General features: G+C 59.5%; 12 protein-coding genes and 3 pseudogenes. 11 read left to right on the top strand and 4 right to left on the bottom strand.

Annotation, left to right across the window (positions count from 1 at the left end):
• Window positions 1–1,634 (bottom strand): annotated as a pseudogene (locus tag JCM25414_RS15300) (DEAD/DEAH box helicase); the annotation flags it as partial.
• A 255-nt stretch (window positions 1,635–1,889) separates the two neighbouring features.
• On the opposite strand from JCM25414_RS15300, the pseudogene JCM25414_RS23900 reads away from it, so the two are divergent.
• The 3 genes and pseudogenes from JCM25414_RS23900 (at window position 1,890) to JCM25414_RS15310 (ending at window position 5,161) form a co-directional block, all read left to right on the top strand.
• A pseudogene (locus JCM25414_RS23900) lies at window positions 1,890–4,050 on the top strand (FUSC family protein).
• A gap of 152 nt (window positions 4,051–4,202) precedes the next feature.
• Complete coding sequence (locus JCM25414_RS23485) at window positions 4,203–4,484, top strand: hypothetical protein (protein WP_199897544.1); 282 nt, start codon at window positions 4,203–4,205, stop codon at window positions 4,482–4,484.
• Window positions 4,376–5,161, top strand: coding sequence for a sugar phosphate isomerase/epimerase family protein (locus JCM25414_RS15310; RefSeq protein ID WP_242403256.1), 786 nt, complete (start codon window positions 4,376–4,378; stop codon window positions 5,159–5,161). The genes JCM25414_RS23485 and JCM25414_RS15310 overlap by 109 nt, the downstream gene beginning before the upstream one ends.
• 102 nt (window positions 5,162–5,263) lie before the next feature.
• On the opposite strand, the gene JCM25414_RS00020 is transcribed toward JCM25414_RS15310, so the two are convergent.
• Together JCM25414_RS00020 and JCM25414_RS00025 are read right to left on the bottom strand one after the other, a co-directional pair.
• Entirely contained in the window at window positions 5,264–5,911 is a 648-nt protein-coding gene (locus JCM25414_RS00020; protein ID WP_025840303.1) for a class I SAM-dependent methyltransferase, read from the bottom strand.
• 79 nt (window positions 5,912–5,990) lie between these two features.
• Window positions 5,991–6,617, bottom strand: a complete 627-nt coding sequence (locus JCM25414_RS00025; protein WP_025840304.1) for a hypothetical protein — start codon at window positions 6,615–6,617, stop codon at window positions 5,991–5,993.
• 111 nt (window positions 6,618–6,728) lie between these two features.
• Here JCM25414_RS00025 and dapF point away from each other — a divergent pair.
• The 4 genes and pseudogenes from dapF to JCM25414_RS00050 all read left to right on the top strand — a co-directional run bounded on the left by dapF (window position 6,729) and on the right by JCM25414_RS00050 (window position 12,899).
• Window positions 6,729–7,513, top strand: a pseudogene (dapF, locus tag JCM25414_RS15315) (diaminopimelate epimerase).
• The gene (gene mtaB / locus JCM25414_RS00035) at window positions 7,510–8,754 is read left to right on the top strand and encodes a tRNA (N(6)-L-threonylcarbamoyladenosine(37)-C(2))-methylthiotransferase MtaB (RefSeq protein WP_025840305.1); all 1,245 of its coding nucleotides are present in this window, start codon (window positions 7,510–7,512) and stop codon (window positions 8,752–8,754) included. The pseudogene dapF and the gene mtaB overlap by 4 nt, the downstream one beginning before the upstream one ends.
• A 1-nt stretch (window position 8,755) precedes the next feature.
• Window positions 8,756–9,703 (top strand): signal recognition particle-docking protein FtsY, encoded by a 948-nt coding sequence (gene ftsY / locus JCM25414_RS00040; RefSeq protein ID WP_025840306.1) that lies wholly within the window; start codon window positions 8,756–8,758, stop codon window positions 9,701–9,703.
• Between the two features lie 538 nt (window positions 9,704–10,241).
• Window positions 10,242–12,899, top strand: a complete 2,658-nt coding sequence (locus JCM25414_RS00050; RefSeq protein ID WP_242403184.1) for a TonB-dependent receptor domain-containing protein — start codon at window positions 10,242–10,244, stop codon at window positions 12,897–12,899.
• Window positions 12,900–12,917: 18 nt separating this feature from the next.
• Here the strand turns inward: JCM25414_RS00050 and JCM25414_RS00055 are convergent, their stop codons facing one another.
• A complete protein-coding gene (locus JCM25414_RS00055) occupies window positions 12,918–13,799 on the bottom strand; it encodes a LysR family transcriptional regulator (RefSeq protein WP_242403185.1) in 882 nt (293 codons plus the stop codon).
• Window positions 13,800–13,935: 136 nt separating this feature from the next.
• Between JCM25414_RS00055 and JCM25414_RS15320 the strand changes: the two genes are divergently transcribed.
• The 4 genes from JCM25414_RS15320 (at window position 13,936) to JCM25414_RS00075 (ending at window position 18,170) form a co-directional block, all read left to right on the top strand.
• A complete protein-coding gene (locus JCM25414_RS15320) occupies window positions 13,936–15,072 on the top strand; it encodes an MFS transporter (RefSeq protein WP_051535571.1) in 1,137 nt (378 codons plus the stop codon).
• Between the two features lie 680 nt (window positions 15,073–15,752).
• A complete protein-coding gene (locus JCM25414_RS00065) occupies window positions 15,753–16,040 on the top strand; it encodes a hypothetical protein (RefSeq protein WP_148300854.1) in 288 nt (95 codons plus the stop codon).
• 47 nt (window positions 16,041–16,087) lie between these two features.
• Window positions 16,088–16,444 carry a hypothetical protein gene (locus JCM25414_RS00070; RefSeq protein ID WP_025840310.1) on the top strand — a complete coding sequence of 119 codons (357 nt, stop codon included), beginning with the start codon at window positions 16,088–16,090 and terminating at the stop codon, window positions 16,442–16,444.
• A 175-nt stretch (window positions 16,445–16,619) separates the two neighbouring features.
• The gene (locus tag JCM25414_RS00075) at window positions 16,620–18,170 is read left to right on the top strand and encodes a ShlB/FhaC/HecB family hemolysin secretion/activation protein (RefSeq protein WP_025840311.1); all 1,551 of its coding nucleotides are present in this window, start codon (window positions 16,620–16,622) and stop codon (window positions 18,168–18,170) included.
• Window positions 18,171–18,178: the final 8 nt, after the last annotated feature.

Consider the following 18,178-nt stretch of genomic DNA (forward strand, 5'->3'; position numbering starts at 1 on the left):
GGCAGACGGGCCGGTCGGGGCCGAAGCAGGCTCGATCTTGGCTTCGTCGGCATCGGCACCGGCAACGCAGGAGCGGAAACGCTCGGCGCTGTCGGGCGCGATTTCGAAGAGGGTGTGATCCGTATCGATATGGATCGCGCCGATCTCGCTCTTGGTCACGCCGCCCAGGCGGCAGATCAGCGGCACCAGCCATTTCGGGTCGCGCGCTCAGTGCGTCCGATGGCCAGGCTGAACCACTCGCCACCCATGCGATCGACGCGGCCAGTGAATTCACGCGGGGCGCGATCGTCACGCATGCCGCGCGCCGGGGCTTCGACGTTGACGGGGCGGATATTCTCGACGCTCGGCAGACGGCTCTTGTAGAGGCGCACGAGAGCGGTCGCGAGCTGATGCGAGTCGTGGGCATTGGCGAGCTGTGCGGCCAGCACGTCTTCGACGGCTTCTGACGGTGCGAACAGCGTCTGGTCTTCCATCAGGCGCTTGGCGTCCTGCTCGAGAATCGCATCGGCCGAGGGGACGCTCTCCCATTCAGCGTTGCTGATCTTGGCCATGGTGAGCAGACGTTCGGCCTTGCGGCGCTGGCTCAGCGGCACCATGACCACGCAGGTACCCTTGCGGCCTGCTCGGCCGGTACGGCCCGAGCGATGCAGCAGGGTTGCGGCTTCGCTTGGCATGTTGGCGTGAATGACGAGAGACAGCGCCGGAACGTCGATGCCGCGCGCAGCGACGTCAGTAGCCACGCAGACGCGGGCCACGCCCGAGCGCAGGGCCTCGATAGCGCGCGAACGTTCGTTCTGACCCATTTCGCCTGAAATGGCGACCGAAGCAAAGCCACGCTCGACCAGAGCGGCCTGCACCTGTGCGACCATGGCACGGGTGTTGCAGAACAGCATGGCTGTCGGGCTCTCGTAGAAACGCAGCACGTTGACGATGCCACGACCGATATCGTTCGGTGACGTCAGCACGCATTTATAGGTGATGTCGTCATGCTGCTTAGAGGTCGAGACGGTATTGATCCGCTCGGCATTCTTCTGGAAGCGGCGCGCCAGATTGGCGATTTCCTTGGCGATTGTCGCCGAGAAAAGCAGCGTGCGGCGCTCGACCGGAGCAGCGTCGAGAAGTTGTTCCAGCTCGTCACGAAAGCCCAGATCGAGCATTTCGTCAGCTTCGTCCATCACGATGACGCGCAGATCGGCCAGGTTCAGAGCGCCGCGCGACAGATGATCGCACAGACGGCCCGGCGTGCCGACAACGATATGGGCGCCATTCGACAGGTTGCGCGCTTCACGACGGGCATCGGTGCCGCCAATGCAGCTGACGATACGGGCGCCAGTCTCTGCATAGAGCCATTGAAGCTCGCTCTGCACCTGAAGGGCCAGTTCGCGCGTCGGTGCGATCACCAGCGCCATCGGGCTGTTGACGGGCGGCAGGCGTTCGCTACCTTCAGGAATGAGCGTCGGAGCGAAGGCGAGGCCGAAGGCCACCGTCTTGCCGGATCCTGTCTGTGCGGAAACGAGCAGATCCCGTGTTTCGAGGCCCGGCTGCAGCACGGCTTCCTGCACGGCGGTCGGCGTTTCATATCCGCGTGCCGCCAGAGCGCGACTGAGAGACGGGACGGTATCGGGAAAAGGCATGCGGTTCGGACTCGATCAGGATCTTGCGAAGAGAGAACGCCGTTACGGGGCTGCGCTGTTACAAGCGTGGCTCGCGGCGTTAGGAAGGCGGTCAATAGAGAATATGCGGGCTTAAATCTAGGATTAAACGGCAGCGAGGCTGAAAACGCTTCTCTTCGAGATGTGACCCGGTATTTACCTAATATATGGGAAAGCAGAGACGATTTGAAGCGATTGCCTTCATACCAAGTCTAAAATTCGGGTAAGACGCCCGGCATGATCGCCGATTTCCTCGCTCGTCAGAATGACGCGCTTGCACGCCTGCGGGGGCGCTCCTGGCCGTTGAAGTGGCTTTTCGCCCCCAGCGGAAATGCGTTCGAATTCGCCCTGCGCAACACGATTGCGTCCCTTTTCGCCCTCGGTATCGCCTTCTGGATGGAACTTGGCGAGCCGCAATGGGCCGCCATGACGGTCTGGATCACGGCGCAGGGCTCACGCGGCGAAAGCCTTTCCAAGGGGCGGTGGCGGCTGGTCGGCACGCTGCTCGGTATGATCGGAGCGGTGGCGCTGGTTTCGGCTTTTCCGCAGGCTCCCTGGCTGTTCATTCCGGCCCTCGCTCTCTGGGCGGGCATCTGCACAGGTCTTGCGACGCTTCTGCAGACTTCCGCGCCTACGCCTTCGTTCTCGCCGCCTATACCTGCGCCATTATCGCTACAAGTGCTTCGAGCGCACCGGACCATGTGTTCGAGATCGCCATGGCGCGCGGTACCTATATTGTGCTGGGCGTGGTGTGCGAGATGGTGGCGGGGCTGGTCTTTTCCGCATCCCTCGCCGTCAAGGCGCGTCGCGCCATGCGGGGCTGGCTGATCGAGGGCATCGGTGCGGCCTCTCTGGTGATCAGCGACGTGCTCGATGGTGCCGCGCCGTCCGAAAAGGCCATCCGTGCGGTATTCAGTCGCACGCTCAATCTCAATGAGCAGCTCGAATTTACGGTGGTGGAGGTCGGTCGAAGCGATCACGCCGTGGCCTGTGCCTATGCGACCATCGGCATTCTGTCGAAAATCGTCTCGCGCGGACTGGGCATGCAGGCGCGGCTTTCAACGACGCTCGTCGTTTCAGACAAAGCCCGTACCGCCTTGCATGAGGTGGCGGGTTTCATCAAGGGACTGACAGAACGTCTCGACAATGCGGGTGCGCTTGCCGCTCTCAGGCAGGATCTGGCGGCGCTCCAGTCGCGCTACGACATTCTCTACCGACAATCAGAAACGGATCCGGAAGGCGGCGGCAGTTTCACCCCGGATGACGGCATCATCCTGCACGGACTCCGCCTCATTCTGGAAGAATACGAGACTCTTCTGATCTATTTCGAAGCGCGTCCGACCGAGGCCGTCACACCGTCGCGCTTCAGGCTACGCCGTGTAATGCATTTCCACGCGGCCTTTCATAACGCCATGCGCTCGGCAGCTGCCATCTGTCTGGCCGGCCTTGTCTGGGAGGTGACGGCCTGGCCGCAGGGGGCGTCGTTCATCTCCTTCATTGCAGTGGTAGTCGGGCGCTTTGCGAGACCGACAATACGGTTCTGGTCAGCAACCGGTTCTTTTACGGCGCCTGTCTGGCTGCTGTGGCGTCGATCCTGCCCGTTTTCTTCCTGATTCCCACAGGTTCGGGGTTCGAGGCGCTGATTGTGGCCCTCGCGCCGCTGATGTTTATCGGTGGTCTTGCTGCGCGTAATCCGGCGACCGCCACGGCGGCGGGTGCCTATAATACATTTCTGCCCGCGCTTATCGGCCTCGATAATCACAGCCGTATGGATGAGCTGACCTGGTTCAATGCCACCATTGCCCTGCTACTCGGGCTCGGGGCCGGTGTGCTCGTGTTTCGCTGCATTCTGCCATTCAATATTCATCAGGTCTGCGTGCTGCTCAGGAGGCGTGCCCTGCATGGCGTGCAGCGCATCTGCGCCCCCGGGCGCCGTCTGCCAGCGGAGAACCGCTGGATCGGCCTGATCACGCAGGGCATGGAAAGGGTCATCCGCTATGCGGGCACGCAGCTGACACCGTTCATGGAACTCAATCTCCACGGCCTGCTATCGGTCATGACGTTGGGGCGCAATCTCCTGTTTCTGCGCCGCTTCGCCCTGCGCCCTGGCCTGCCCGCCGGGTTGTCGGTCATTCTCGCAAATTTCTTCAGGGGGCTCGGACCGCATCTCTTGCGTACCCCGACGATGGAGGAGGCAGCATTTGCCGCGAGGCTGGAGATGGCCATTGCGACCTTGCGAGAACAAGCAGGCGCTGCCGATGTCACAGACCACCCGACCTATTCGGAAGCGCTGGGAAGTCTGATGGTCGTTCAGCATGAATGGGCGGGCAACCAGTTATGGCTGGATGACAGGCATTTTCGTCATGCCCTGCAACAGGCGCGCGCCCGGCAAAACTGAAAGACACCGGTAATAACAGAGGGATCACAGCCATATGATAGGAAAATAACGAATTAATGTTCCGATTCTTGTCTCGAATGAGAATATAAATTCCCGTGTTGCACGGTGCTGCCCGCAGGGCGGCCCGCTTTCACAGGAATGGTGACCGCGTCATGAAGATCGGATTTGTTTCTGACAGTCTCGGGGCTCTCTCTTTTGACCAGATGCTCGATCAGGCCGCAGCGCTGGGCGTTTCGGGGGTAGAGATCAATACGGGGGGCTGGTCACAGGCTCCCCATATCGATCTGCCTCAGCTCAGGCAGAGCCTGCCGCCCGCCGAAGCTTTCTGCAAGCTTTCGAGAGCCGCGGGCTCGAGATCATTGCGCTCAACGTCAACGGCAATCCGCTTCACCCCGTCGATCGCAGGCAGAGCGAAGAGCTTCATGAGACGGTGAGGCTGGCTGGCGATCTGGGCATTACAAAAATCTGCACCATGTCGGGCTTGCCCGAGGGGCAGGAGGGCGACCGTCTGCCCAACTGGGTGGTCAGTTCCTGGCCGCCTGAGGGACAAATTGCCAAAGAGTGGCAGTTCAGGGAACGGCTTCTGCCTTATTGGGAAAAGCTGCTCGACATGGCCCCGCAATGCGGCGTGACACAATTTGCGCTCGAGCTGCATGGGGGGCAATGGGCCTATAACGTGCCGAATTTCCTTCGCTTGCGTGAAGCGCTCGGGCCGATGATCGGTGCTAATCTCGATCCTTCCCATATGTTCTGGATGGGCGGGGACCCGATTGCGGCGATCGACGCCCTCGGTGAGGCGATTTGTCATGTTCACGCCAAGGATGCCGGATTTAATGAGGCACGGCGCGGCGCGACTACAAATCTCGAAAACGGGCCCTTGGGCCATCCGTCCGACCGGGCCTGGTCATATCTGACGCTCGGTTATGGCCATGACACGCTCTGGTGGCGGCAATTCTGCTATCGTCTGCGCATGGTCGGTTATGATGGGTGGCTCTCCATCGAACATGAAGACCCGCTTCTCGACCCGATCGAGGGCCTGACCAAATCCGTCACCCTGCTTCGCGAGATCATGCCCGTTGCTCTGGGCGGTTTCATCCAGGCTGAATGCTGACCGGGTTCTGATGCGAGCGGGGAGGGAGACGCTCCCCGCTCGATTGAGTCTCTACCCAGCCGAGCGGGTGAAATCGAACGCAGTCAACCAGCCCTGATGTATTCAGGCTGCGAGCTTTTTGCGGGCGATGACGGCGTGGACCGTGTCGTTCCAGGCTGTCAGGTCTTCGGGCGGAACGACCTCGCCTGTGTCGAGCTCACCGAAGCCCGCACGGTCCAGCAGAAGTGTGATCAGCCTCGTGCGATCTGCGGCGTCGAGCGCCTGCCAGAGCGCGACAGCCTTTTGCGGGATGAAATTATCCGAGAAGGTGATGATGATCGGCGCGCCAGGGCGGAGAAGGCGGTTGAGCTCCTTCAGCACGACCAGAGGATCGGTAAGATAGGCAAAGCCGTCGCACAGGCAGATGGCATCGAGCGACTCATCGGGGAGGTCGATCTGCGGTGTCTCGTTGAGATCCTGCTCCAGGCGCTGGGTCAGCGCCGTGTTGCTGTCGAGCGCGGCCTTGTTCACGTCGAGACCGATCACCGTCTCATGGCTGGCCTCTGGCGGAATATGGCTGAGCGCGCCCGCCATGAGGTCGAGAATGATTCCCGAGGCCGGTAGCGTGGTTTGGTAGAGCGCAGTCACGGCGGTACGGGCGCCAGCATCCATCTGGGTCGAATCGCTCCTGCCTGCGTAGAACAGACGATCGGGATCGCTATTGGCGCGGGTAAAGGCCGCAGGATGCAGCCCCGAAGGCGTGTCAGCCATGGATAATGTCCTGTCTGTCTCAACGAGGGATGATGCTGGGGATGCAACCCTCATCCCTTGTCGTCAAGTCAGGCGGGTGTCAGAGAGCAGCGCCGTGCCACTCGAACGGGCCGTTCGAAATGCCTGCGACGCGGGCATGGGTGTCCATCGGAATGGCCTGCTGACGCAGAAGCGGCAACAGGATTTCGCTCACTGCCCTGTAGGGCGCACGGATAGCGGGGGCCGTCAGGATGACATCATAGAGGCCAAGCTTGCGATAATCGTTCAGACGAAGGGCGATTTCCTGCGGCGTACCGATCAGCGCCGATGCGGCGATCTGAGATGGCAGCCCATCCGCGATCAGCGTTTCGGCATCTTCCCACGCTTCTTCCGTGTTCTCGTGGAGAACGATATCGAGAGCCACGACGGATCGAGCTGGATGATCGGCAATCTGCGAAGGAAGGCAATGCTCGTAAAGCGCCATCGTCTCGGCCACGCTGCCATCCGGGCGCAGACGATCGATACCGGCTTCGGTCTTGCACAGAAGATTATGACGCGGAGCGTTTAGGCGCAGCCAGTCGATATCTGCCTGACCGACAAGCAGATTGGACCCGGATGGAATTTGCGACAGGCAGGTTCCGAGTTCCTCGCGACTCATGCCCAGACACGACCAGATCAGACGCAGGTGACGTGCAATGGCGGGCGTATCATAGGGCGCGATGAACATGGATCTTGAATTCCTGCGCCGCCTCAGGCGACGCGTCGGTATGAAAATTTACGATATGAAACCGGAGGTTTCCCCGTGCCGGAACGGCGCGGACCCTCTATAACAGCGGCCATGATGATCCGGTTCCATAAGATGCAGGGCCTGGGTAATGACTTCGTCATTATCGACAGACGCCACGGTCCTTTCGATGCGACATTACATACTATGTCGCAGATCTGTGACAGACGCTTTGGCGTCGGCTGCGATCAGCTTGTGCTGCTCGATGCCCCTGACCGCGAGGGCGCTGACGTGATGGTGCGGTTTTTCAATCCCGACGGATCCGAGGCCGGGGCTTGCGGCAATGCCTCGCGCTGCGTCGCTGCTCTGGTGGGTGGCGCGCCCGTGCTTCAGACCCGCGCCGGTCTGTTGCCGAGTTTCGTGACGGCAGAAGGCGAAATCGGCGTCGATATGGGGCGCCCCGTTCTCGACTGGCAGAACGTGCCGCTGGCGAGCGAGATGGACACGCTTGAACTGCCTTTGCCCGGTGGACCAGCCGCCTGCTCGATGGGCAATCCCCATGCGACCTTTTTCGATGGTGTTGAGCGCGCAGGGCGCGACGGCGCCGCCCTCGAGCGCAATCCGCTTTTTCCCGAACGGGCCAATATCGGCTGCGCGGAAATCACCGCGCGTAATGCCATCACCCTGCGCGTCTGGGAGCGTGGCGCCGGGCTGACACTCGCCTGCGGGTCCGGTGCTTGCGCTGCCGTGGTCAATGGCGTGCGTCGCGGTCTGCTGGATCGACATTGCAAGGTGACGATGGATGGCGGCAGCTGTATATCCATTGGCGAGAGGAAGACGATCATGTGCTGATGATCGGCCCCGCTACGCATGTCTTCGAGGGGCAGTTTCCCGCATGAGCGGTGCGAAGCTTCTGACTTTCGGTTGTCGTCTCAACCTGCATGAAAGTGAACGCATGCAGGCCCTGACCGGCCATCTGGACGATGTGGTGGTAGTCAATACCTGCGCCGTCACGACAAGCGCAGAGCGTCAGGCGCGTCAGGCCATCAGGCGGGCGCATCGTGAAGACCCGTCGCGGCGTATTGTCGTGACGGGTTGTGCAGCCCAGATTGCCCCGCATAACTGGCGGAGCCTGCCGGGTGTGGCTCAGGTCATGGGCAATGCTGAAAAGCTCGAGGCGGCAAGCTGGTCTGAGCACGCGTTGAAGCAGGAAAGCAGGGTTGCCGATATTCTTTCGGCGCCGCCCGCTCCGGCATCGCCCGTTGCCGAGACGGGCGGTCATGTGCGTGCCCTGCTTCAGGTGCAGCAGGGCTGCGATCATCGCTGCACGTTCTGCATTATTCCTTATGGGCGCGGCGCCTCGCGCTCGGTGCCTGTAGACGAGGTCATTGCCCGTGCACGTCAGCTCGTCGCGGCAGGGCATCATGAAATCGTCCTGACAGGCGTGGATATTGCTTCCTGGGGGCGTGACCTTGATGGCGCGCCTGCTCTGGGCACGCTCTGTCGCGCCGTACTCGAGGCGGTGCCGGACCTGCCGCGCCTGCGTCTTTCTTCCCTCGATCCGGCCTCGGTCGATCGCGATTTGTGGTTTCTGCTCGCCGAAGAGCCGCGCTTTATGCCTCATCTGCATCTCTCCCTTCAGGCGGCGAGCGATATGGTGCTCAAGCGTATGAAGCGCAGGCATTCGGTGCAGGATGCGGCGTCACTGATTGAGAAAGCGCGCGTGCTGCGCCCCGATATCGCGATCGGCGCCGATCTGATTGCCGGGTTCCCGACCGAAACCGAGGCACAGGCGCAGGAAACGCTCGATTTCGTCACCCGTCACAAGCTGCCTTACCTGCATGTTTTTCCGTATAGCGAGCGCCCCGGCACTCCGGCAGCGCGCATGCCCAGCGTGCCGAATGCGCAGCGTCAGGCGCGGGCGGCGGCATTACGTGAGGCAGGCGAGACCAATCGTCGCGCCTATTGGCAGGGCATGATCGGGCGCGATCTCGATGTTCTGATGGAAGGGCCGGAGCGCGGACATTCGGCCCATTTCGTGCCGGTGCGTGTCGAGGGCGGGCAGGCTGAGCGGGGCACACGCCTCACCCTGAGGGCCCATACCCTTGACGAAGCCGGGCTGGTAGCAGAGATCAACTGACATGGCTGGATTTTTCTCACGTCTCAAACAGGGGCTGACGCGCTCGACGCAGAAGCTCAACGCGGCTCTTACCCATCGCTATCTCGATGAGACGGCGCTGGAGGAACTCGAAGACGAATTGATCGCCGCCGATCTCGGCCCTGCCGTGGCGGGACGCGTGATCGAGGAGTTTCGCAATTCGCGCTTCGGACGCAATGTGACGACTGAGGAGATCCAGGAGGCGCTGGCGACAGAGATCGCCAATGTGCTTGAGCCTGTCGCCCAGCCTTTCGAACTCAAGACAGAGCACAAGCCGCATGTCGTGCTTGTGGTTGGCGTCAATGGCGTCGGCAAGACCACCACCATCGGCAAGATGGCCAAATGGTTCCGCGATCAGGGGCGCTCGGTCATGATGGTGGCGGGCGACACGTTTCGCGCTGCCGCGGTCGAGCAGTTGCAGGTCTGGGGTGAGCGCACTGGTGCGCCGGTCATTGCGGGTAAACCTGGCGGAGATGCAGCCGGTCTTGCCTATGAGGGCATCAAGCAGGCGCGCGAGGCGGGTACGGATCTGCTTTTTGTCGATACGGCAGGGCGTCTGCACAACAAGGGCGCGCTCATGGAAGAGCTCGCCAAGATCATCCGCGTGATGAAGAAATTCGACGAAACGGCGCCGCATTCGGTGCTTCTCGTGCTCGATGCCACGACCGGGCAGAACGCGATGGAGCAGGTGAGAGTCTTTCGTGAACTCGTCAATGTCACCGGGCTTATCGTGACCAAGCTCGATGGCTCGGCGCGTGGTGGCATCGTGGTGGCGCTCGCTGATGCGTTCAAGCTACCCGTGCATCTGGTCGGTGTTGGCGAGCAGGTCGAGGATCTGCGACCGTTCTCGGCACAGGATTATGCGCGCGGGCTGGTCGGAGGTGCTGGTGCCGATCTGGCCAGTCATCTTGTCGAAGGCCCGCAGGAATGAGTTTCGCGCCCTTCGCCTCCTGTCCCGGCTCGCATGTCGGGGGCGGCCTGGTCGACGTTGTTTCCTGCAAGGCGGCAGAGTTTGTTTCTGGCGCTTTTTTTGCATCCGTTCGGGCGAAATCCTAGTCACCCTTGCAGCACGCTAGAGCGTAAAACGCCTAGCATGATTCTCGTTACAGAATCCGGAAATCGTGTCTTTTTCGCAACGAGTATAGGCCACATGCTGGGTTCTATAACGTATAATTAACGAAAAATGCTGATTTCAAATAAGTTTTAAGTTTCGATACAAACCAGACATCTTTCGTCGCACTCATCTTTTCATCGTTATGTAAGCGTTACGTTTCGATTGATTGTCGTTACGTATGGAGCTTGTAGACGATGGCGTTGAGCCTGCGCAGATCTTTCCTTTTGACGTTTACAGCCGTGGCCGGTCTTTCCGCCTCTGGCGCTCTGGCCGCGGATGTTCCTGTGGACGCCACTGCCACGAAGAAGAAGACCCTGGTCAAGACAAAGCAGCTTCGCCCAAGTCTGAGACGATTATGGTAACGGGCTCGTATCTGCGTAGCTCGAACAACAGCTCGGCTAACCCGGTTCAGGTCATTACTGCCAAGCAGATACAGCAGACTTCAGCGACGTCGCTGGGTGATTACCTGCAGCGCCTGCCTTCTGTCGGCTCGTCGGGCACGCCCAATCAGCAGACCAATGGCGGCGGTGGCGTGAGCTGCACGGATATCCGCAATTTCGGCTCCAAGCGCGTCCTCATCCTGATTGACGGCAAGCGAACGGCCATTAACGCGGCAACGTCCTGCGTCGATCTCAATACGATCCCCATCGAGGAAATCGCCAGCGTCGAAATGCTCAAGGATGGCGGTTCGGAGCTTTACGGTGCAGATGCCGTCTCCGGCGTGATCAACATCAAGCTGCGTCATGATGTGACCAAAGCCACGATCACCATGCGTGGTGGCATCTCGCAATACGGCGATGCCAAGACCGGCCTGCTTTCGGCCATGAAGGGCTTCAATTTCGACCATGGTCGCGGCAACGTCACCCTGTTCGGCCAGTACAACACGTCCGGCGGTATCATGAGCCAGGATCGTGCCTGGGCAGCCAACCCGCAGCAGAGCAACCCGGTTACCGGCACACCTCTCTATGGGTCGTCGATCGTTCCGGCTGGCCGCGTGACCAATCCGGTTACCGGCACCAATCTGGTATCTAACGGCGATGGTACGTTCCATCGCTACAGTAATGCCGATCGCTATAATTTTGCCAAAGACACGATGGTGCAGAATTATAACCAGAATTCGGCGCTGTCAGGCGATGCGCATTACGACGTCGACAGTCATTTCAAGCCTTACGCCAATGTGCGTTACAGCCACACGACCACAGCGCGCCAGATGGCGGCGTCCCCTGTGTCGGGCGGTATCAAGCCTTCGCCGCTTCTCTCGTCATGGACCATTCCGGCGGGCAGCCCTTACAACATCTGGGGCAAGGACGCGGTCATGTCGCGTCGCATGAATGATTTCGGCCCGCGTAAAATGGATTACGCGACGGATACCTGGACCGTTATCGGTGGCGCCAGGGGCAAGATCTGGCGTGGCTGGGAATATGACGCCTCCATGACCTACGGTCAGAGCCGCTGGACCGCCAATACGCAGAACATGGGCAATTATCGCCATCTGCTGCAGATGACAGGTGTGCGCCAGCTCGACCCCACTAATCCGGGCAGCAAGATCGTCTATGATCCGACGGTCTGCACCAGCCAGCCCGGCTGTGTGCTGTCCAACCCGCTGGCCCCACTTTCGCCCGAGGCTGCGGCCTACGGCAAGTTCACCCAGCACGACCACGCTGAATATCAGCTGCGCGACTTCAATCTGCGCATCAATAATAGCGAACTGGTCAAGATGCCCTACGAGCATGGTGGCAATGTCGGCGTGGCCTTCGGCATGGAGCATCGCAGCGAGCAGCTGAGCAGCAAGCCCGATCCGATCGTGGTGAGCGGTGACTCGACGGGCAACGCTTCGAGCTATAGCGGCGGCGGCTTCAACGTGAACGAAGTCTATGCCGAAGGGCAGATTCCGCTGCTTCAGAATGCGTTTCTCGCCAAGGATCTGACGATCGACGGACAGGGCCGCTGGTCCGATTACAACACGTTCGGTTCAACGAAGAACTGGAAGGTATCGATCAACTGGGCACCGGTGCGCGATATCCGCTTCCGCGCCACGCTGGGCACGTCCTATCGTCAGCCGAACGTGTACGAGCTTTATGGCGGCCAGAGCCTTGGCTATCCCTCGGCTTACGATCCGTGCAGCGCGGTTTCGAGCTATGGTGCACAGGCCGCTGCGGTGCAGGCACGTTGTGCCGGTGAAGGCATCAATACGGCGACCTTCGTACCACAGAACACCGGACAGGTGCCGACCATCTCTGGCGGCAATGCCAAGCTGCAGCCCGAAAGCGGGCGCACTTATACGATCGGAACGGTTGTAACGCCGCGCTGGGTGCCGGGTCTGTCGGCTTCCGTGACCTACTGGCATTATTCGCTGAACAACACGATCAGCACGCTCGGCACGCAGTATATTCTCGATCAGTGCTATACGGGTGCTGATACCAGCAATTGCGGCGCGATTGCCGCGCGTTCCACATCGCAGCAGCTCACTTCGGTCAATGCCTTTTATCAGAATCTGGGCGGGATCCGCACGAGCGGTATCGATTTCGATCTCGACTATCATGTGCGCCTGACGCCGCATGACTCCCTGAATGTGTCGAACAACATGCAGCAGCTTGTCAGCTATCTGCAGCAGAACGTGCCGAATGGTCAGTGGTATAACTACACCGGACGCCTGTTCTATGCTGGTGGCAGCGGTCAGCCGCGGGTAAGTGATTACGCCCAGGCGACGTGGCAGCATGACGATTTCAGCTTTACTTACATGATGCGCTATATCGGCGGCATGGTGTGGAATAACGGCGTGACCGATCTGACGGCGAAAACGGCTGGCCAGTACAAGACGCCTGGTATCTTCACCCATGATATTACGCTGGGCTATCGCCTGAACCGCTGGAATTTCGAAGCCGGTGTCAGCAACCTCTTCGACAAGAAGCCGCCTTTCGTGATGGATGCTGCGACCAACACCAATATCTATCAGTACGGCAGCCTGATTGTCGGCCGCTATGCCTTCCTGCAGGCCGGTATAAGCTTCTGATCATTGTCATGGAGCAGGTCAGGGGCGCTTTTCACGAAGCGCCTCGACCAGCAACCGGAACGCCGGTATTTGCTGCCGGCGCGACGGATAATAAAGAAAATATCCGTCAAAAAATGGACACCATTCATCAAGTACCTGAACAAGCGTGCCGTTTAAGAGCGCAGGCAAGGCCACGTTTTCGGGCACATAAGCAATACCGAGCCCTTCGGCGGCAGCCTCGATCATTGGATAGGACGAGTTGAAAGTCAGCTGGCCATCGACGCGTGACGTGATTGATTTTTTGTTCCTCTCAAATTCCCATCCATAAAGTCCGCCAGAATATTGCTGGCGCATATTGATGCAGTCATGACGCAAGAGGTCATGAGGGTGATTGGGGGCCCCATGATGGGCAAGATAGCTGGGTGAGGCGACTGCGATCATCCGCCAGTCAGGCCCAATGCGGACGGCAATCATATCCTTTTCAACGCTTTCCCCTAGGCGGATGCCGGCGTCGAAACGATCTGTGACAAGATTGCGAAAGCCATCATCGATTGAAAACTCGAGCCGGATGCCAGGCTGGGCCTTCAAAAACGCACAGAGCTTCGGCCAGACAACGGTTTCATAGGCATGTTGGGAGAGAGTGAGACGAAAGGACCCGGATGGCTGGTCTCGTAATTGACGCGTTGTAGCGATTTCCGTCTCAAGTCCTTCGAGATGGGGCGTAATACGGGTCAGAAACCGGGCTCCGGTCTCGGTCAGAGCCACATGGCGCGTTGGGCGTGTCAGAAGGCGGGCGCCGAGCCGTTCTTCAAGCTGACTTATGCCATGGCTCAAGGTTGATTGCGCGACCCCTGCCTGGGCGGCGGCTCGCGTGAAATTTCCTGTCGTTACGATCAGACGCAGCCAGATAAGACGAGCCAAATCGATCTGTTGCATCTGGGAGACCCCAATCGCTGGACGTTGTAATTAATCGACGCTGACGATCACAGCATGCCGATTATTCATGATAATCGCATCAATGAGCTTCTTCTATCCTGCCTGTGCAAGGAGAAGCCCGATGAGTGAAATATCCTCTTCACCCAAGACTGGCAGTGCTGTTTACGCTTTGGCTGCCTGCGTTGCTTTGCTGATCATGGCTGAATTCATGCTGGTCAGCCTGCTCACGCCTATCGCGCAGACGTTGCATGCAAAGAATGGCATGACAGGGCAGTCTGTATCGTTGAGCGGTTTCTTTGCCGTAGGCGCAAGTCTGGCTCTCACTATTCTGATCGGTCGTATCGATAGAAGAAAGATTCTGCTGGGGCTGACGGTCTGCTTGTTGCTGTCCCAGTTTCTCATGGCGGTCGCACAGGGATTTATTGTTCTTTTGTTGGCACGGGCCTTGCTCGGGGTTTGTGTAGGCGGATTCTGGTCTTTGGCGACCACCGTTATCATGCGGCTGGTCCCGGCTCCCGATATTCCGAAAGCACTGGGAATTCTGTATGGCGGTCAGGCTATTGCGGCGGCGCTCGGTGCTCCTGCCGGTGCCTTGCTGGGTGGCCTGATGGGCTGGAGAGCGGTGTTCTGGCTTCTTGTTCCGCTGATCGTGGCAACACTCGTCTGGCAATGGCGTGTCCTGCCTTCTCTACCTGTCCGCGCCGAGCGTCATGGCGTCGCCCTTGGAGTTGTGCTCGGCAGGCCTTTTTTCAGAGAAGGTCTTGTAGCGGTCATGCTTTCATGGGGAGCGGCTTTCACCATGTTCACCTATCTCAGACCTTTTCTTGAGTGGCGCAATCATGCCGATTCCGTCCTTCTGACCCTATTGTTTCTGGCCCTCGGCCTGGCCGGATTTCCGGGAAGCTGGGCAGCAGGGCGTCTGGTGCGGTATGTGCGTGTGCACGGCCTGCTCTTTCTTCCCACGCTCGTCATGGGGACCAGCACGCTGGCCTTGCTGACGTCTGGGGCATCGCCCGTTTTCACGGCAATCTGTCTGCTTGTCTGGGGAGGCATGAATACGGCCATGTCCGTTTTGTGGATGAGCTGGCTTGCCGATGCCGTTCAGGATTACTCCGAAGAGGCAGGAAGCCTCATGGTCGCGGCCATTCAGGCTCCATTCTGTCAGGCTCCCTCATCGGCGGGATACTGCTCGACCGGTTTTCAATTACTGCGCCCTTTTGGGCGAGTGTCGGGATATCCGCGTTTGTCGCGCTGCTGATCGGCAACGGAAAGCAACTGATCCCTCGACAGGGATCAGCCTCTGTCGATGAAGGGAGGTAATCATGACGCGCCCTGTTTCTGACGTGAGGTATGAGCAGACGATATGGCTGTTCCGTGGGTTCGTGCCTGACGGTGTTGCAGCAGCTTGCCTGCGCGCCTGATTCGCTCAGATTTGTCCCCATCTCACTCTGTCTTGGCAAAAAGACCTGCCTGATAAGACAAAAGGCGTTCTTGTCGGAGATCCCGAAGAAGGATCTGCCTTTCATAGGCGACAATTTCTACGCATTCTCAAATTCTGTTCGTAAGCGCGCAAGTTTCCAGTTTTGTATAAAACGGATTTGGTTGCGACTTCGTATCGTTGGGTCAGACTGCTCTTGGACCCGCAACACTGCATTGGATCAGGGACACCGGACAGTTTGATATAAATGATCAAGCGTGAACGATGGTGTTCGATGCGCTCTGTCTGAAAGAACGTAGCCCATAAGCCTGTGCCAGAATCGCAGGGAGATCATCATATGGTCCGCGAAGCCGGTGAAAGAAACGACAGAATCACTATTTGGTGATACGTGGTTGTGATCTGTCCCTGTTTTCTCCGGTGTTATGCAGCTGCCTCTCTGTTCTCGTCTTCTTGTATCGACATGCCTGCTCGTCTCGATGGTGCTTTCTGCCCCATCGATAATGTCGTCTTGTCTGGCCCAACGGGCAGAAAATGCGCAGGCGGCTGGTGGCTTTGCGCCAGGTGCGCGCGCGTCGGCTTCGGCGAACGCGACTCTCGATAGTGTAGTGGGCAACCGTCCCTCTCCCGTGAAGAAGGAGCTGGGGCTGGGCGGTGTTGTCTATCGCGTGACGCCGCAGGCTGTGGTTATCGGCCTGATGGACAGGCTGTTTCTGGTGGCTGCCCTGCGCCTGCTTCTGTCACGGCGGGGCAGTTCGTGGCGGGCGGCGCCCCAGCTGAGCCAGCGCTGAATGGCAGCGCAGGCGCTGGATCAGGTGCCTCCAAGAGTGAAACGGTCATGATCGGGGTCAGTGCCCAGCGTCCGGCTGACGTAAACGAGGCCGGTGAGTCCCCTGTTCTGCGTCCTGCTGCCACGATGAATGCTTCTTTCGGTCCTTCAGGCGTTTATGTGCTGCCTGTTCCCTGCCGGGTGAGTGGCACCGACAAGCGCGCCATGATCCGTGACGCGGCGGCGACCCTGGCTTCTGCCGGTGGTAATGCGTTCGCGCTGGCAGGTAATCGCGACGGGCTGCGGGAGGCGAATCAGGTCACTCCTCTGGCGGATGGCGATATCGTGCTCACCGTCGCGCAGCCCGACCACGCCGAGCCAAGCCTGACTTCGCAAGCGGTTGATGGCGAGAGCAAAGCGCGATGAGGCGTTTTGTCTGCTGCGCTATCCTCGCCGTTTTCCCGCTCAGTGCAAAAGCGCAATCGCTTCTTGAGCCCGGAGCCGGAAGCGGTGTCGCCGGTCTTCCTGATCGTGCTGCCCCTGGGGTGAAAACACCCGGCTCGCGCCTAAAGCCCTGCAATCGACAACGCAGGTCGTACCTTTGCTTCGCGCCGTTGTGCTTCAGCCCGCCGGCACAATCGCCAGCCAGACGGAGGCGCGCGTACTGAGCACAAAGGGCTTGCCCTTGCTCGATGACCCGGCTTTCACCCGTCGAGTTCTGCCGTTCATCGGTCATGAATTGAGTTTCGGTCAGATGCAGGCGCTGGTCGATCGGGTTGTCGGTTATTATCGCATGAAGGGTCATGCTTTCGTGACGGTCAGTGTGCCGCCCCAGCGCGTGCATCAGGGCGTGTTGCATCTGGACGTAATGGAATACCGTGTCGGGGCGATTCATGTTGTGGGCAATCGTTGGTTCTCTGCGCGAACTATACGGAACCAGAGCGGCCTGGCGCCGGGCCAGACACTCTCGCTCGACTCCCTGCAAACCGATCTGAGCTGGCTGAACACCAATCCGTTTCGGACCGTCGATATGGTCTATCGCCCCGGTCAGGTATCCGGCCTTACCGATGTCGATCTGAAAGTGGCCGATCGTCTGCCGCTTTACGTTTACGGCGCCTATAACAACCAGCTCGATCCGACACTCGGGCGCCTCAACTGGGATCTTGGGGTGTCATGGGGCAACGGTTTCAATCTCGGGCATATCCTCACCTATCAGCTTCAGCGCAGCGTTTCAGGGCGCTTCACCGGGCATAATGCGAGCTGGGAAATTCCCCTGACGTCGCGCGATGCGCTGCTGATCTATGGCAGTTATTCAGTGTCCTATCCGGTCGCCGATCAGCCCCTGACCAATAAAGGCGTATCGGGGCAGGCTTCGCTCCGCTGGCTGCACATGTTGCCTCATTGGGCAATTGGGTCGCGCTTTGGGGTCGATGGCACAGTGCAAGCGGGATTCGACTGGAAATCGACGATCTCGGACCAGTTCAGCGCGGCGGTTCCGCTCATTCTGGCCAATGCCGAGACCAATCAGTTCGTACTGGGCTTTATCGGCTCGTTGCAGGACCCGTGGGGCAAGACCGAGATCAATAATCAGATCGTCTACGGCCCTCCCGGAATATCGGCTTACAACAAGCGTGGCTGGTACGAGACGATTTTCCCCAATGCCAAGCCGAATTACGTTTATGACCGACTTATGGTGAACCGCGCGTTTTCTCTGCCCGGCAAGTTCAAGGCAAATACCAAGCTGTCATGGCAGGGCGCGACCCATAATCTGCTCTACAGCGAGCAGCTCATGATTGGCGGTATGGGCACTGTACGCGGCTACTACGTCAACACGTCTTTCGGTAGCCGCGCTTTTACCTTCAGCGAAGAAGTGACGACGCCGGGCTTCTCTCTCGGCAAAACGCTCGGTTTCGGCACGCTTGAGGACACCAATACGGCCGGGGCGTTCTGGGACTGGGGCGATAATTCGCAGGTTCATCCTGCGGGAGTAGGCCCGCGTGTCGTGACGCTGGCGAGCGTGGGGGCGGATCTGAATAGCAAGATCAACCGGGCGCTCAATGTGACGGTCGATGCGGGCTGGCGCCTCAGAAGGGCTGCCAGTCGGGGGAGCAAGGGTGTGTTCTGCGATTTCAATGTGATCGCAGGTTTCTGAAAAAGCGC

Source organism: Asaia platycodi JCM 25414 (genome assembly GCF_000614545.1).
In the GTDB taxonomy this organism is placed as follows: Bacteria; Pseudomonadota; Alphaproteobacteria; order Acetobacterales; family Acetobacteraceae; genus Asaia; species Asaia platycodi.